This is a genomic window from candidate division KSB1 bacterium, assembly GCA_034521575.1.
Lineage (GTDB): Bacteria > Zhuqueibacterota > Zhuqueibacteria > Residuimicrobiales > Krinioviventaceae > JAXHMJ01.
This window is the reverse complement of sequence record JAXHMJ010000002.1, coordinates 610,312-625,981: the sequence shown is the minus strand read 5'-3', so window position 1 is coordinate 625,981 and position 15,670 is coordinate 610,312. Positions and strand designations below refer to the sequence as shown.

13 protein-coding genes and 5 pseudogenes are annotated in these 15,670 nt (G+C 42.0%); 1 reads left to right on the top strand and 17 read right to left on the bottom strand.

Annotated features, from left to right (window positions below):
* Nucleotides 1–107: 107 nt before the first annotated feature.
* The 3 genes from U5R06_05625 to U5R06_05615 all read right to left on the bottom strand — a co-directional run bounded on the left by U5R06_05625 (nucleotide 108) and on the right by U5R06_05615 (nucleotide 2,110).
* Nucleotides 108–1,319 carry an AAA family ATPase gene (locus tag U5R06_05625; GenBank protein MDZ7722303.1) on the bottom strand — a complete coding sequence of 404 codons (1,212 nt, stop codon included), beginning with the start codon at nucleotides 1,317–1,319 and terminating at the stop codon, nucleotides 108–110.
* A 214-nt stretch (nucleotides 1,320–1,533) separates the two neighbouring features.
* The gene (locus tag U5R06_05620) at nucleotides 1,534–1,890 is read right to left on the bottom strand and encodes a type II toxin-antitoxin system PemK/MazF family toxin (protein ID MDZ7722302.1); all 357 of its coding nucleotides are present in this window, start codon (nucleotides 1,888–1,890) and stop codon (nucleotides 1,534–1,536) included.
* Nucleotides 1,883–2,110 (bottom strand): hypothetical protein, encoded by a 228-nt coding sequence (locus U5R06_05615; protein ID MDZ7722301.1) that lies wholly within the window; start codon nucleotides 2,108–2,110, stop codon nucleotides 1,883–1,885. Before U5R06_05615 ends, U5R06_05620 begins: the two co-directional genes overlap by 8 nt.
* Before the next feature lie 382 nt (nucleotides 2,111–2,492).
* On the opposite strand from U5R06_05615, the pseudogene U5R06_05610 reads away from it, so the two are divergent.
* A pseudogene (locus U5R06_05610) lies at nucleotides 2,493–3,650 on the top strand (IS4 family transposase).
* A 7-nt stretch (nucleotides 3,651–3,657) separates the two neighbouring features.
* Here the strand turns inward: U5R06_05610 and U5R06_05605 are convergent.
* From U5R06_05605 to U5R06_05540, 14 genes and pseudogenes are all read right to left on the bottom strand, one after another.
* A pseudogene (locus U5R06_05605) lies at nucleotides 3,658–3,966 on the bottom strand (transposase).
* A gap of 106 nt (nucleotides 3,967–4,072) precedes the next feature.
* Nucleotides 4,073–4,441, bottom strand: a pseudogene (locus U5R06_05600) (transposase).
* 560 nt (nucleotides 4,442–5,001) lie between these two features.
* Nucleotides 5,002–5,307 (bottom strand): HigA family addiction module antitoxin, encoded by a 306-nt coding sequence (locus tag U5R06_05595; GenBank protein MDZ7722300.1) that lies wholly within the window; start codon nucleotides 5,305–5,307, stop codon nucleotides 5,002–5,004.
* A 13-nt stretch (nucleotides 5,308–5,320) separates the two neighbouring features.
* Nucleotides 5,321–5,601: pseudogene (locus U5R06_05590) on the bottom strand (type II toxin-antitoxin system RelE/ParE family toxin).
* A gap of 174 nt (nucleotides 5,602–5,775) precedes the next feature.
* Nucleotides 5,776–6,078: a helix-turn-helix transcriptional regulator gene (locus tag U5R06_05585; GenBank protein ID MDZ7722299.1), complete on the bottom strand. Its 303-nt coding sequence runs from the start codon at nucleotides 6,076–6,078 to the stop codon at nucleotides 5,776–5,778.
* Nucleotides 6,079–6,081: 3 nt separating this feature from the next.
* On the bottom strand, nucleotides 6,082–6,429 hold the full coding sequence (locus tag U5R06_05580; protein MDZ7722298.1) for a type II toxin-antitoxin system RelE/ParE family toxin: 348 nt from the start codon (nucleotides 6,427–6,429) through the stop codon (nucleotides 6,082–6,084).
* A gap of 971 nt (nucleotides 6,430–7,400) precedes the next feature.
* A complete protein-coding gene (locus U5R06_05575; protein ID MDZ7722297.1) occupies nucleotides 7,401–7,694 on the bottom strand; it encodes a CopG family antitoxin in 294 nt (97 codons plus the stop codon).
* Nucleotides 7,691–7,954 (bottom strand): toxin, encoded by a 264-nt coding sequence (locus tag U5R06_05570; GenBank protein ID MDZ7722296.1) that lies wholly within the window; start codon nucleotides 7,952–7,954, stop codon nucleotides 7,691–7,693. The genes U5R06_05575 and U5R06_05570 overlap by 4 nt, the downstream gene beginning before the upstream one ends.
* Nucleotides 7,955–8,346: 392 nt before the next feature.
* Nucleotides 8,347–8,637: pseudogene (locus U5R06_05565) on the bottom strand (transposase).
* A gap of 970 nt (nucleotides 8,638–9,607) precedes the next feature.
* The gene (locus U5R06_05560) at nucleotides 9,608–11,923 is read right to left on the bottom strand and encodes a NosD domain-containing protein (GenBank protein MDZ7722295.1); all 2,316 of its coding nucleotides are present in this window, start codon (nucleotides 11,921–11,923) and stop codon (nucleotides 9,608–9,610) included.
* Nucleotides 11,814–13,715, bottom strand: a complete 1,902-nt coding sequence (locus U5R06_05555) for a hypothetical protein (GenBank protein MDZ7722294.1) — start codon at nucleotides 13,713–13,715, stop codon at nucleotides 11,814–11,816. The genes U5R06_05560 and U5R06_05555 overlap by 110 nt, the downstream gene beginning before the upstream one ends.
* A gap of 554 nt (nucleotides 13,716–14,269) precedes the next feature.
* Complete coding sequence (locus tag U5R06_05550; GenBank protein MDZ7722293.1) at nucleotides 14,270–14,425, bottom strand: hypothetical protein; 156 nt, start codon at nucleotides 14,423–14,425, stop codon at nucleotides 14,270–14,272.
* A gap of 223 nt (nucleotides 14,426–14,648) precedes the next feature.
* A complete protein-coding gene (locus U5R06_05545) occupies nucleotides 14,649–15,188 on the bottom strand; it encodes an outer membrane beta-barrel protein (protein MDZ7722292.1) in 540 nt (179 codons plus the stop codon).
* 21 nt (nucleotides 15,189–15,209) lie between these two features.
* Nucleotides 15,210–15,668 (bottom strand): hypothetical protein, encoded by a 459-nt coding sequence (locus U5R06_05540; protein ID MDZ7722291.1) that lies wholly within the window; start codon nucleotides 15,666–15,668, stop codon nucleotides 15,210–15,212.
* Between the last annotated feature and the right edge of the window lie 2 nt (nucleotides 15,669–15,670).

Here is a 15,670-nt window from a genome sequence, read left to right as displayed (position 1 = left end):
CTGGAGCAGTATCGGACGAACCTGATAAAATGCACAAAATTTAACATCATTTTAAATCTCGAAACAAAACTCGGCTGTTCCATCCGGTGCAGCGCATTGGTATTTGTTTAATACAAGAAGCCAAAATAATAAAGCGGTATCGTATTGCCACTCGGAAATAAAATATCATCCTTCACCAAGAAAGAATCTTTCAAGCTGTTTTTAATTTGCTTGTTCGATTTGCTCTTGCCGCCAATCTCAAAGTTAAAATCTCGAACTTGAAAATCGCCTATTTTGCTGTAGAAGACATTCTCGTTTGCATTCTGAAGCATTTTTATAAAAAATATCTCTCGTACTGTTCCTCTATTGTAATCGAAACCAATTTCATCTATGATTGCTTTATAAATATTTGAATTATCCAGGTATATTTTTTCAGTGCTTTTTAGCAGACTGCTTCCCGCTTTGTTTTCTTTAACAAGACAGACAAGCCCAGTTTCGTTTAATATTTGCAAATAGTTTTCAACAGTTCGGTTATCCAAACCAATATGTTTTGATATACTGTTACGATTCAATTGTCCAGGAGGAATGGTTGCCAAGTATGATAGTATTTTCCGAAAATTTACGAGATTTTCTGTTTTAAGTTTATAGAAATTTGAAATATCTTCATAGATCGTTTTATCGATAACATTCAATATCTTTTGATGATAATTTGCTTCATCTTCAAACACAAAGGGATAATATCCATTCTCGAGATATTCGAGAAAAAGCCCTTTAATTCTCTCAAAATGTAACAACTGCTCCGTTAGCGCCTCAGGCTTTTCCAGCAAATCACCAAAGCTGATCACTGAAATTGTGGCGGCCAGTCTGAACTCAAGATACTCTCTAAAGGACATGCCGTTGAGCCTAAATAATCTTCCCCGTCTTGAAAGATCATATGTTCCTCGGATTAAGTCCATACTCGAGCTTCCGGAAAAGACGATATTGATATCCGGATATGAATCATAGATATTCTTTAGTTCTTGATCCCAATTTTGATATTTGTGAACCTCGTCCAGGAATATATATCGGATCCCCTCAATTTGATAGAAATCGTCTACAAAATCAATGAGGTTGACTCGTGTGAAATAGATATTATCCAAGGACAAATAGATGCAACGGCTTTTATCCTCAATTTTATCATTGATATACTGAAGCAGTAGCGTCGTCTTCCCGGTACCTCGAGGTCCAACAAGCCCCGTTAAGCGGCTATCAGTATTGAATGATTTGTATAAATAACGATGCGTGCTGTAGTTAGTATTTTGAAGCAATCTTCTGTAAATTGCTTTAAAATGATCTCTCATTCGATATTACTCCAAGGATAGTGGTATTTTATTGGAGTGTAATCATATTTAATCGAGATTCCAAGTTCTTTTTTAGTTAACGTGATTTTCACCGGTCAAACCACAAACCGCTATTTCAAAGAAAACAAGAAATTCCACTAACCATCAAAATTAGAAAAAATAGTACGTGGTTCGATCCGTGTGCAAAATTTCGTTATGCTACTCTATATCTCATTCAGGAATCTATGTCAAAAATTATTTTTATATTCTTTTTCACTTTATCAATTAAATTTTGCGGAATTTTTCCAATTTTTTTCATCAGTCTTTTATTATCTATTGCTCGTATTTGATCTATCATTATATCACAATTTTCAAGAACATTAGCTGTACCTTTTTGAAGATGAACTCGCAATATATTTGATTCTTGTTCCGTTTTTGTTGTAATTGGACAAATTATTGTAGAAGTATGGCCGACATTATTTAATAAATTAGTTTGTACTATTAATACAGGTCTTGTTTTTCCTGGTTCAGTTCCGATTTGAGGATTAAGATCAGCAATCCATATTTCATATTGCTTCATATCATTATTCATAATCAATATCCTCAAACTCTTTTAGGATAGCTAGCGATTCATCTTTAATCAATGAAGATTCTTTTTCAAGTTTTTCTTCTAATAATTTTCGTTTATATAATTTGTTATAATGGTCAAGAGCTTCATTGATATATCTGTTTCTTGGTTTTTTTAAATCTGATACAATATTTTCTGTATCTCCAAATATTGCATCATCAATTTTGAGTGAAATAGTTTTCATTGTAGTTTTCTCCGTATATTTAATTAAAATATACAAAATATATATACTTTTTAGATGTTAAACAATATCTTTTTTTGTTATTTTAATCTATCTTAAAACCAGGGTATTTGTCATGGATACTTGCGAGTGAATACACAAGTATTATAGAATCGCCAGCCGCGAGTTTAATATCATATTTCACTAGTGTCCGGTTAAAAGTCGAATAATTCCAATTGGTTAGAAATATCATTTAATTTAGTTAAATTCAGTAACGTCCGGTTAGGTAATTGCAACGCTCAGATTATACAAAAAAATATGACATAACACAAAAAAACACTTGACATTACGTCAAAAATTTTGAAGTCGATTTTCATAACATTAATAAATATAAGGTGTTATGGAAATGCGACGTAAATTCAAAAAGTTTAAGCCTCGACAAAAATCTAAAACATTCAAAAGACTAATGGAACCGATCAAGGCTATCTTGTCCAAGGTACCACCATTAGTTTCACGAGGAGATCGACCTCTGCAAATGACATTTGAAGATCAACTCAATGCCCTCGTGTTTTATCATCTTGAAGAGCATGAATCAGGGACTCATCTTGTCCAGGTTCTTCAAGAAGATACATTTGCTCGGGAGCATATTGCCCCGAAAGAAGGAATCAAAAAAGTAGCTTTTTTGAGGCTATCAACAATCGCGGCCTCGAACAACTAGCTGTTGTTTTTAATGAACTTCAAGCCAAAGCTGCGACCACTATCCCAAAGCAATTTGAACATTTGGGGGAGCTTGTTGCCATCGACGGTTCTTTGATTGATGCTGTTCTTTCAATGACTTGGGCTGATTATAGAAACGGCTCTAAAAAGGCAAAAGTTCATCTCGGTTTTGATATTAATCGGTCCATTCCAACAAAACTATATCTCACAGGCGGTTTAGCCGGTGAACGACCATTTGTCGATCAAATACTCTCTTCTGACCAGTCCGGCGTTCTTGATCGGGGCTATCAATGCCATAAACGCTTTGACCAATGGCAGGAGGACGGTCGTCAATTTTTCTGCCGCATCAAAGCATCGACGAAAAAAATGTCTTTATGCACATGACATAAAACCAGAAAGCATTGTTTTTTATGATGCTATAGTTTTATTGGGGACGCCGGGCACCAATCAAACAAAAAAGTCGATACGACTTGTCGGTTATAAAATCGGCAATGTAAAATACTGGATCGCGACAAATCGTTATGACCTCTCTGCAGAAGATGTTGCTCAGGCATACAAACTTCGTTGGGAAATTGAAAATTTCTTCGCTTGGTGGAAACGCCATCTCAAAGTCTATCATCTCATAGCTCGAAGTCAGTACGGACTTATGGTTCAAATTCTCGGCGGCCTCATTACATATTTGCTACTGGCAATCTATTGTCATGAAAATTATAACGAAAAAGTTAACATCGAAAGAGTGCGAGAACTCCGTATTCAAATTCAAAATGAAGTGCGAGATTCCGACAAGAAAAATCGTAGAAAATCTCATCGAAAAAATCGACGAAATTACTTACGTGCAAAAACCTAACCGGACGTTACTGAGTTAAATTATCATTTCTTGTAACGAATTGTAAAATATCAACTTTATCAAAAGCTAAAGTGCCCAGAATGTCCAAAAAAGTGTAAAGTGAAATATTTAGATTCATCCGCTCTTTCAGGATTGCGGCGTAGACATAGACACAAACCGCAATCCAAATTTGGGGCTTTACAGCATTTTCTAAAGTACCAAAAAATGTTTTTATTCGTAAAGGTTGCTTGATCCATTTAAAGAAAAGTTCAACTTGCCATCGACTTTTGAACAGTTTAGTTATAACCAAAGCCTCATGAGCAAAATTGTTAGTAATAGCGGATTCTGAAATAGCCATGCGGCAGAACATGAAGCAAAAAACGTCTGATTCATCCCGTGAGATAATACAAGGATAATCATTTATAATATTGTCGAAATTTATCTCACGGGATAAATTCATCATACTTTAATGACATCTTTTTCTTGCGGCTGTCATCCTGATAATCCTTATAGGAAAATGTGACCTTATCATTGTCTATCGATTCAATCCGGTAATTTCTGGTCGCAACCCGGTGCGTATAGCGGCCCAGATAATCGATCACTCGTTCAGGATCGCGATAAACATCTTTGCAAAACGTAATCCAGTTTTTGGCACACAGTTTTTTCTTGAATGATTTGAACGAGCTCTTGTGTTTTAAATACTGAACCTTGCCATGAAACCCTAATTTATTCTTCTGCCAGGCCTCATTTAGATACGCCATAAATTTCTTTTTGAACAAATCCGATATCACATTCACATGTATAAAAACATGACGTTTCTGATTCGTCTTGCGCGGGTTGAACGAGAGCCGTCATTGGATAATCCGCCCCCGGTAACCAGGCAGTGCAAATGCGGGTGATCAACCTATAAAGCGTGTTGCGATACAAAAATTTGATCGCGCTACAAGCCTGTTTAAGATTGGCCTGACTGCATTTTCTGACCGTTTTCATATCATACAGATAGCGTCTGATATCATCGGTTGTTACCGATTCAGCAGGTTTTCCAATCGCCTCCAGAAATCGACATGACAAGTATAAGCAAGTATCGTTTTGGGACTGTAACTCATCAGAGACAAATCCATTTTCATTTGTTCAACGAGCTGTGAATGATCCTCCTTTGATAATGTTAATGGTAAGTGAATCTACATCAACATCAGGATCATTACAACAGGTCTTCAGTTGTCAAAGAACAATCTTTTTATTTACAGGCTACCGCGAAGCGGTTTCGTTCAACGTGATAATCAATGGTTTTGCCTCAAACCATACTGTCAATTTTAGTTGTAAAGTTGCGAGGCAAAATCCATTGCATTAACAGATTATCAGACTTGATGATTTAGACAGCTTTAGAATACACTTTCACTTCTTCTTTAAGCCTTTTACCTAGATTATCAGATTCAATTTCCAAATCATAATGAGCTTGTAAATTTGTCCAAAATTGCGGTGACAGACTGAAATATCTGCCAAGTCTAAGAGCTGTATCTGCAGTTACTGAACGTTTGCAGTGTACAATTTCATTTATTCGACGTGGTGGTACATTTATATCTTTTGCTAAACGATATTGTGTGATACCCATAGGATCAAGGAACTCTTCTTTTAATATTTCTCCGGGGTGTATGGGCGGTATTTTTTTTGTATTCATTATTTATATCCTCCTAATGATAATCAACAATTTCGACATCAAATGCATTTCCTTTCTCCCCTCTAAAGGTTATTCTCCACTGTTGGTTTATTCGGATACTATATTGTCTCTTTCTTTTACCTTTTAATAACTCAAGATGCTTGGATGGAGGGCTATGTAATGAATTAAGATCAGGAGAAGCATCAATCATCCATAATTTTTCATTGCTATTCTTTGAATCTCAGCTGGTAATTTTTTCGAATATTGCCTATAATATATTTTTTCAGTTTCTTTGCATTTGAAAGACTTTATCATATAATATAATAACACATCCCGTTATTAATGTCAAGCGTTAATATGTTTATTTATTCTGATAACCCTGGTTTAACCTGCAAAACCGCTACACTAAAAATGATACAATGCACAGAATTTAAAATCTCAGCTATACTTGAATTGAAGCACGGCGGTTTTGTCAGGTTGAAACCGATGTTAGAAAAGTGACCGCTGAGCGCCGACGAATTTAATTTCCAGCCGTTTGCCTAGAGCTAAAGCAGCTCGCTCCAAAGTTTGAAGGGTTACTGATTCATTACGCGGATCAAGTAATCTATCAATTGATGAACGGCTTGTATTCATTCGTTTTGCCATATCCGTTTTTGAAATATTCTCCTTTTGCATTAATTCTGCAAGATGACATGCGATTGCTCTTTTTATTGCATTTGCCTCGACCTCTGCGAATAATCCTTCTTGTTCCAAAAAATCATCAAAATCGCTGCCGATATATTTGTTTTCCATTCGTTATTCACTCCTAATATCTTGAATTCTTTTCCTTGCTAATTGGATATCTTGTTTTGGGGTTTTTTGAGTTTTTTTGACAAATCCGTGAAGGAGGATCATGTTATCATTAATAATAGTAAACAAGACTCGGGCTGTTCTGTTTTTTAGATGACTGCGAATTTCCCACAAGTCACTATCCAATTTGCGAATTAGTGGCATTCCCAAAGGCCACCCAAACTGTATTGTTTTTATATCTTCACCGATATTTTTCTTTTCCGCACGAGTCAAATCTTGAAGCCATTCTCTTACTGGTTCATTTCCGGATCCAGTCTTATAAAAGACTACTTTTAAACGGAATAAATCTGTCATAATTGAAATGTACCACTTTTGGTACGCTTTGTCAATATTTTTCTTATTTAAGGATTGATCTTATCAGCTTTCTAACATCAAGTATTTTATCCTGTGTTGAGCCCGGAAAAAACCGCACATGACTGCGGTTCTTCCAGGTTGATTACAAAGTTATAAATTGTCAAACAAACAAGCTCAATGCTGGATAAAATACCGGTTGAACGATGCCGCGGTCTATGCCTATCTCTATCCAATATCATAGTGTTGAAAATATTACCTTTTTGCTCTTTTTCACTGATTTTATTGAATGATTTGAACGAGTTCTCATGTTTCAAGTACTGAATCTTGCCATGAAACCCTGATTTATCCTCTTGCCAGGCCTCATTTAGACACGCCATAAATTTCTTTTTGAACAAATCCGATATCACATTCACATGTATAAAAACATGACGTTTCTGATTCGTCTTGCGCGGGTTGAACGAGAGCCGTCATTGGATAATCCGCCCCCGGTAACCAGGCAGTGCAAATGCGGGTGATCAACCTATCAAGCGTGTTGCGATACAAAAATTTGATCGCGCTACAAGCCTGTTTAAGATTGGCCTGACTGCATTTTCTGACCGTTTTCATATCATACAGATAGCGTCTGATATCATCGGTTGTTACCGATTCAGCAGGTTTTCCAATCGCCTCCAGAAAACGACATGACAAGTATAAGCAAGTATCGTTTTGGGACTGTAACTCATCAGAGACAAATCCATTTTCATTTGTTCAACGAGCTGTGAATGATCCTCCTTTGATAATGTTAATGGTAAGTGAATCTACATCAACATCAGGATCATTACAACAGGTCTTCAGTTGTCAAAGAACAATCTTTTTATTTACAGGCTACCGCGAAGCGGTTTCGTCAAACATGATAATCAATGGTTTTGCCTCAAACGGTACTGTCAATTTTAGTTGTAAGGTTGCGAGGCAAAATCCATTGCATTAACAGGTTAGCTGCCATATTTTAAAATTTGAACACTTTTTATAATATCCTTTTGTTCAATTAACTGATCGGTAAGATACTTGTGCAGGATGCTTGAAATCAATGTCTGATATGGAATGCCTTCCTGTTCTGCCTTTTGTTTTAATAATTCTAAATCATAATTGTTAATTCGTAAGTTTATACTCTTTTTCTCTTTTGATTTCCTAATAATCGAATCAATCTTTTTTTTACTTTTTGCAGATACAGGTTTATATTCAGAAATATTATCTTCAATATCTTTTTCAAATTTATCTAGTTTCATTTTTTACCTCTGTATTTTTTTTGTAATTTTCTACTTGGATATGCGGTTTTTAGTACAATATTATCTTCTTCGTCAATGATAAATGGTACTGCGTGTATATAATTATTAATTTCAATAATAAATATTTTTTGATTCTTCCTTTTAGTGTGTTCTAAAATATCGATATATTCTTCTTCAAGGATCATCTCGGCTATTTGTTCAAAAATAATATTCCTTTCAAGTTTAAGTTTAACACTCTTATTTTGATCCCAAATAATCATGTATTAATATAACGCTAATGTGTATACATTGTCAATAATTATTTTAATTACAGCTAACATCAAGTATTTTATCCTGCGTTGAGCCCGGAAAAAACCGCACATAACTGCGGCTCTTCCAGGGTTGATTACAAAGTTATAAATGGTCAAACAAACAAGCTCAATGCTGGATAAAATACCGGTTGAACGATGCCGCGGTCTATACCTATCTCTATCCAGTATCATAGTGTTAAAAGTTTTGCTCTTTTGCTCAATTTCATGGATTATAGAAACAATTTTCAAAAATTTATCTATTTTCATTCTCTTTTTTTCTTTTCACATTCAATAAAACTCGCCAAAACGTACATCTCCAATGGCCCCCGACTATTTTTTTTGAAATTGTGACACCGAAAACATTATTTTATACCTCTATGGTGGTTGATAAACCGGTAATTGCTGATCGCAACCCGGTGCGTATAGCGGCCCAGATAATCAATCACTCGTTCAGGATCGCGATAAACATCTTTGCAAAACGTAATCCACTTTTTCTTGTACAGCTTTTTCTTGAATAATTTGAACGAGTTCTCATGTTTCAAGTACTGAATCTTGCCATAAAACCCTAATCTATCCTCTTGCCAGGCCTCATTTAGATACGCCATAAATTTCTTTTTGAACAAATCCGATATCACATTCACATGTATAAAAACATGACATTTCTGATTCGTCTTGCGCGGGTTGAACGAGAGCCGTCATTGGATAATCCGCCTCCGGTAACCAGGCAGTGCAAATGCGGGTGATCAACCTATCAAGCGTGTTGCGATACAAAAATTTGATCGCGCTACAAGCCTGTTTAAGATTATGATATTTAACAAACTTTATTATCCAACTGATATACGTTCGCACAGTCCGCAAACTGTAATGGCTCGCGCGCAGCGCTCCCCTCACCTGATTGAGGCGTTTCGGCTGGTTCTGCCGTGTGGATGTGTTCAACCCCAAAGACTGCCCCGCTTTTTTGAGTTTGATTTACTTGTTTTATTGATTTTTTTGTATAGATGCAAGAAATAAAGTATCAAGGGCTCAAGTTTTAAGATGACCTTACCCCCTATTGTGGACGCTCTGAAACAGGGTACGGTAAAAAAATGACTGAGATCGGCAACAATTGAAAAAAAACTGTACTCTGCTCCTTTCATTTGTCGCACCATTGAAAATTGTACGACAAGGGTATGATTCTGACGCACTGACAATCCCACCCGGCACGTTGTGAAAACAGAGGGGGGAGCGGAAGACAGGCAGCCGAGCGGCCGGCCGGCGTTTCTCAGACGGACGGTAAACCGGCCCGCGGGGGTGCGGGATTGAAACTTGTAGCATCCACTGCGTAATTCGATCGCACCGCGATGGTGAGGCCGGTTTAGCGAGGCGGTGCCCGCCCTGCTCAGACTATCAACTGCCGGCAGTATTGCCAAGAGGCGGGCAGCCTGGCTGCAGCGAGGGGGAGACCTCCCCCTCCTGAACGGGTTTATAATGAAACAACATAAAATGATTCTGTTTTTATCTGAAAAACAATATTTCTTTTAACAATTCAACTTTTAACCGATTAAACATATCAATTGAACATGAAGCACAGGTGTCCAAAACAGAAATAGTTGTTACACATTTAAAGCGCTGTCTTTATCGATCTCACCGCACCAATAGCAGTTTCTGTACCTGGCGAAATGAATCACCGGCGCGCAGTTCGAGGATATAGAGTCCCGAGCTCAAAGGCCGGCCCTGGTCGTCGCGGGCCTGCCAGCGCAGCTGGTGGCGGCCGGCCTCGACTTTTGGTTGATGCGACCAGAGCCGCTGTCCGCGGATGTTATAAATGTGCAGGGTCACCCGGGCTGGTTCCGGCACGCTAAAGCTCAAGGTGGTCACCGGATTGAACGGATTGGGGGAGGCCGGATACAGACAATAGTCCCGCGGAATCTCATCCGGTTGTTCCACCCGCACATCCGAGCTGATGATCACCACTGCGCTCTGCTGCACGGATTGGTCCGGGACGCTCACCTGCACCTGATACTCACCGGATTGCTCCCCGGCGGTAAACAGTCCGGTTTCATCAATACTGCCTCCCTCCGCTTCCCAGTCAAACGGCGTACGCTGCTGCTGTCCGTACTGATCGGTGCACAGGGCGCTGAATCGTACAGAATCGCCGGGGGTCAGAATCACAGTATCCGGCGTGAGGGTAATATATGCCGGTACCGGGGTATAGCTCATGACGTACAGGCTGTCGCGTGCGCTCAATGCATCCGACTGCATGACCGCGTTCAGCTTTATCCAGCCGCCGCTTCCCCCCTGGCGGCCGTCGAATTTGATACGGCACACGGCCGCGCCGGTATCGGGCAGTACCAGCGCTGTATCCGCGGTGCTGCTCATCCAGCCGGTGGCGTCGGTGATCGTCAGATTCAGTTCGTCCGCCTGACCGTCAAAGCGGTTGACCAAAACCGCAACGGAATCCCGCTGATCCCGCAGAAACAGGGTGTCTTGCGGAATCGACAGGACCGCGTTCACCGGCTGCGGCAGCCAGGTTTGCACGCGGACAGCGCCGGAAATATCATCAGCGCCGGGACCGCCCGCCGATCCCCACCAGTTGTCGTTGGCGCTGACGGAATCCGGCTGGCTATTGGTGACGCCGGGATTATTGTCGACGATATTGTTGCCGCGGATGAGCGCATCCGAGGCGTTTTTCAGGGCAATGCCGCTGCCGTGATTCCCGGCAATATGATTGTTTTCAATGCGGGCGGATGATTGATCCAGATGCACCCCGGTCAGAAATCCGCTGCTGTTGCGGATGATATTGATTCCCAGGCGGATATCATCGCTGCGTTCCAGTAAAAGTCCCGTATGGTTTTCCAGCAACACATTGCCGTCCACACTCCAGTTATCGGAGGAATACATGTAAATAGCGTATCCGCAGTTCAGAATTCTGTTGTCCAGTATTTTATTACCATATTTATGGTTATGCATGTTAAACGTGCCCAGACAGGCGATTCCGTTGTTAAAGTTTGATATTTTATTATGGCGCAGCTTGACAAGATCGACACCCGAGCTGACTTTAATCCCGATAAAAGTCCCGCGCTCTGCAGAGCGCAAATTATTGTGTTCAACATCCAGAAACACAACATTGGCGAGATCAAACATAGCCAGTTCATCTCCGTCCCTGCGCCGCCAGTTCACAGTATTACCCTCTATTTTGCTCATGAGTGTCTTGTTCAGCAGCACTCTAAAGTTGCTGTTATCGGTAATATTCGCCAGTTCAGTGTCATTGAGGACAATATATCCGCCCCATCTCTGCATCTGATCCACATGGTTGTCCCGGATCTTTATATTTTTAACACGCAGACCCCATATGCCGAAATCAGTTTGCGATCGATTGCCCGTGATGTCGGCTTTTGAAACATCGAGTAAATAAACGGCTGTTTCCTCAAAATATATCCGGCCCAGATCGTCCCGGGACAGTTCCAGAATATTATCAAATTCATTGTCACTGATATTGACATGCTCAGAACCATGCACATAAATAGAGTGATGCTCCGGAAAGCCGAATCGATTATCCCCGATAGTAATCGGTTTGTTTTGATACAAGGTGATTGCGTTCGCAAATCCTGCAGCAAATGTATTCCCGGTCAACTGCACGGCGCTTTCGAAAGCATAATCACTGGTCACCGCGGTTTGACCGGATTGAAAGTCAAAACCGGAGATGGATACCGTTCCCTCTTTTGCGCGGATGTCAATTAACGGCAGCTTTGTTTGTGCATGTTCCGGATCGTGCCGCAATATAACCGGTTTTGCCGCATTCATTCCTTTGAGACACAGGGGGCGCGGGATGGCCAGATTTTCATTGTACTCACCGGGACACACCCAAACCGTATCGCCCTGCCGGGTACTCTGGTGATCGAGCGCCGGCTGTATTTCGGCAAATCCCTGATCGGCCGAATTGACAACGCGCGCGATCATTAACGTATCGTTGCCGGCGCTGCCCAGAATCTGTCCCGGTGAATAATGGTCTGGGCATGGCCGTCAGATCCGTGGTTTCGATGAGAAACGTGCGCACGCTGTCCTGTGCGTAGGCGCTGTCATAATCGAACTGATAGTACAAATTCATGCGGATGGTGCTGGCCTGGGGAATGAGCAGCGGCGGATCAAAGGCCAGTTGAATGTCACCGTTATCCCGGCTGTAGGATCCGGTGGCGACGACCGCCTGTCCGCGTTTCAGGATCACGTTTTCAATATCCTTTTGTTCATCACCGGCGCCCCGCGATTTCAAGGTGATATTGACCGCGGTCCAGTCATCGGCCTGACTGGCCATCAGGTTGACCGGGGTGATGAGCTGCTCGGTTTCCAGAGCTTTATCGGGGCAGAGCACCCGGCGCTCGCCGCGGCCGGTGACCGTCAGAATCGGCATAAACACCGCCGTGACCTCGGTGTCTTCGGTGACGGTGATGCTGGTGGGATTGGTATTCGGCACCGGTCCGATCCAGTGACTGAACGCCCAGCCGTCGCCGGGCGTGGCGGAGAGTTCAACGGTTTCCTCATCTGCGGGATCGTAATAATACACCCCCGGAGGCGGCGACATCTCGCAGCCTTCTTCAGCCGCCTTTGCCGGAGTGATCGCCAGTGTTAATTTCACCTGGTTTTCACCGGTTTTCGGTTTTCTGATCTTGATGATGCGCACGCCCTCGGACTGCTCGCCGGAATACAGAGTATAGGTCACGCCGTCGTCCGGGGTGCGTGCGGATTTGTACAGACCGGAACGGTCGTCGCTGATGGCGATCATCTGCATGGGGAAATCGGTGGCCACGGACGGTCCGGATTGCAATGTCTGCTGATCCGGATTCCAGGCATGTGAGGTAATCAATCCGGCGCTGGACAGACTGGCGAAAAGCGTTCCTTCCAGCATCATCAGATCGCTCACAAAACCGTCATCGTCCAAAACCAGTTCGGAAACAGTCTGGACGTCCAACGGGTCGCCAATGTCGTAAAATTTGAGCAGCGATTCGGCGCGACCGCTGCCGTTCAGAGCAAGGATCAAGGTATTGCCGTCAACAGCGATATCCACCGGATCCCTTGTTTCGGTCAATGAATCCACAACAACGGGTTCGGCCGGATTCGAGATATCAATGATCACCAGACCGTTATTCTTCCAGCCTGCGCTAGTGGCCGCCGCGATATAGTGTCCGCTGAACACCGGACTCAACGCTTTGGCGCGGCCGGGAATCATGACGCTGCCGGTTAAATCAGGCGACTCGGGCGAACTTGTATCCACCAGTTCCAGCCGGGTTGACTGTTCATTCGCCGGATACTGATACGGCAGCGCAATTGCCAGGGAGTGATGAAACGTCATATCCGTAATCCGGTTCACGGATTGATATTCAGAGACAAGCTGCAGCTCTCCCCCGCTGCCCACATGGTAAACCGTCACCGTTCCGCTGTCGCTCGTCAGATAAACATGTTCATGCACATAGATGGAAACGCTATTGTGGTGAAGGTAGGTATGCAGCCGTTCGGGATTGAGAGGATCGTTCAAGTCAAAGACATTCAGGCTGTCGGTTTCGCCGGACAGATTGTGCAGACTGAACAGGTAATTTCCGTCCGTGGCGATATCGCCGAACCAGGTGTCCAGCTGCCCCTCTACGCTCATACTGAGAGGAATATCGAGGCTGTCGCCTTGAACATTCGAATGGGCCGGAACCAACGAAACAAACAGCAACATGAATACACGCACGCAAAACAGTTCGAGTTTGTTCATAACCTCCCTCCTTTTGCGGTGGTTAAAACCGATAAATTACATCATAATGAACACAGATGCACAGTGTCGGATGTTAATGGTCGGGGGAAAAGCAGTATGCTATACTATAATAGCTAATTTAGGGGGGATTGTCAAGGGTTTTTAGAACCGTATGCAGTAAATAGAAAAGTAAGCAGAGGGAATGAATGGAGAATGGAAAACAATGAAAAATTGACAAACGCTTAAACCGTTAAACATGATAAATTGGCAATAGGACGGGTAAAATGAACAGATAATCCATTTCATCCCTGTTCTTTGTTTGAGAACAAGTTGAAAGATTATTTTTTCAAAACAGGGTTTTAATCTTTATTAATTAATTGGCTAATGCCAGGGCAAACAGAACGTACTATAGTACGTTTTGTTTTCAAAGCCGGCAAAATCAAGGCGATTCAATCAAGCCCGTCCCGGTTGTAAATCTTCCGGGACGGATTTGTTTTTTGCTGTTGCGATTTCATTTGTTGACAGTCACTCAGAGTATTCGGGGAATAAACATGATGTATCTTTTTCCCCCAATTTTACCGATCCAGCAGCAGCAATAAACCTGCCGCAATGGCCAGCAGAGACATGATGACATCAAGATACTCGATATGGAAACTTAGCAGCGTAACAAGTCCGGTAACAATCAGCCAAATTGCCAGTAACAGAACTCCGATTTTCCCTTTTTTCTTCATGCTTTCTCCTTTCCAAGTGGAGGCCATTCATGCCGATTCAAGACCTGATGAATGCCTCCGGATGAAATCAGGCACCCGTAGAATTAAGGACGAGTGCGATTAAAAACAAGACACCATACATAAAATTGAGCGATTTTAGCCGATACTGCGTCAATGCCTCTGAATCCGAAAAGCCGCAACCACGGCGCATCAGAGCCCATCTTGACAACTGTTATCCTTTCAATTACAGCCCGAACAACAAACCGACATCAATCACGAAAAAGTCATTATCAATTTTATCAGACGTCGGGGTTTGTTCAAAATCATAATCAATGAACACATAGCGGATATCGCCTGTGAGCTTTAAATTTTTTCCAACCGGCAGTTCAATGCCGCCGCCGAAATGCCAGCCGAATTCCTGACTGGTCTCATCGTCCGGTTCAAACAGACCGACTTTATAATCATACTCAATCTTGGTATTGTACCAGCCGGCACCGACCGCCGCGTAGACGAGAGGCAGCGGATAAACCAGCCCGCTTACCATAACCGGATAATTGGTCACTTTAACATTGCCGTCAGCATATTCTTCAGAGCGATAAAGGATCGCGCCTTCTATGCCGAACGTTTGATTCAGTTTCATACGCACAGCGCCGCCTCCCAGCAGACTCCCTTCTTCCGCATCCTGAGCTTTCTGATATCCCAGCACAGGACCGATTCCCAGTCCCTGAGCATTGAGTGTTGCAGTAAAACCGATCATAAATACGATTACAAACAGCTTTTTCATTTTATACTCCCTGTTTGATAGTTAGAACCGCAATCCGAGTCCGATCACAAAATCGTCATAATCCCCCAAAATCAATTTGCCCTGTATATAGGGTGTCACATCCCCCACCGTATCAAATCCTAATCCCATCAGTAAATTTAAGCCTGTTTCTGTGTTGCTGTTATCTTTTCCGTCCCAATCAAAATACTGTATAGCCAGACCGGCACCTGCCCACATAAAAGCGCGTCGGCTGTGAAAGAAATCATAGTGCGCATCCAGATTAAACGTCATATACGTGGCATCTTCCAGCAGAATATATTCTATATTGGGATTGAGATAGGTATGACGGGCCAATGGTGTCAGCAATTCACCTCCGACAAACAGTTCTTCCATATCTGTATATGACCCCACCCGGACACCAAAATCTGCAGTCTGTGCGGGTAAAGTCATGACAAGCATCATCATTCCAATAATAGTCACTTGCATAAACTTTTGATTCATTC

Bases quoted from the DNA above. Each gene is read 5' to 3' on its own strand.
- U5R06_05625 (MDZ7722303.1), bottom strand. From the start codon at position 1,319: ATGAGAGATCATTTTAAAGCAATTTACAGAAGATTGCTTCAAAATACT.
- U5R06_05620 (MDZ7722302.1), bottom strand. From the start codon at position 1,890: ATGAATAATGATATGAAGCAATATGAAATATGGATTGCTGATCTTAAT.
- U5R06_05615 (MDZ7722301.1), bottom strand. From the start codon at position 2,110: ATGAAAACTATTTCACTCAAAATTGATGATGCAATATTTGGAGATACA.
- U5R06_05595 (MDZ7722300.1), bottom strand. From the start codon at position 5,307: ATGAATACAAAAAAAATACCGCCCATACACCCCGGAGAAATATTAAAA.
- U5R06_05585 (MDZ7722299.1), bottom strand. From the start codon at position 6,078: ATGGAAAACAAATATATCGGCAGCGATTTTGATGATTTTTTGGAACAA.
- U5R06_05580 (MDZ7722298.1), bottom strand. From the start codon at position 6,429: ATGACAGATTTATTCCGTTTAAAAGTAGTCTTTTATAAGACTGGATCC.
- U5R06_05575 (MDZ7722297.1), bottom strand. From the start codon at position 7,694: ATGAAACTAGATAAATTTGAAAAAGATATTGAAGATAATATTTCTGAA.
- U5R06_05570 (MDZ7722296.1), bottom strand. From the start codon at position 7,954: ATGATTATTTGGGATCAAAATAAGAGTGTTAAACTTAAACTTGAAAGG.
- U5R06_05560 (MDZ7722295.1), bottom strand. From the start codon at position 11,923: ATGATCGCGCGCGTTGTCAATTCGGCCGATCAGGGATTTGCCGAAATA.
- U5R06_05555 (MDZ7722294.1), bottom strand. From the start codon at position 13,715: ATGAACAAACTCGAACTGTTTTGCGTGCGTGTATTCATGTTGCTGTTT.
- U5R06_05550 (MDZ7722293.1), bottom strand. From the start codon at position 14,425: ATGAAGAAAAAAGGGAAAATCGGAGTTCTGTTACTGGCAATTTGGCTG.
- U5R06_05545 (MDZ7722292.1), bottom strand. From the start codon at position 15,188: ATGAAAAAGCTGTTTGTAATCGTATTTATGATCGGTTTTACTGCAACA.
- U5R06_05540 (MDZ7722291.1), bottom strand. From the start codon at position 15,668: ATGAATCAAAAGTTTATGCAAGTGACTATTATTGGAATGATGATGCTT.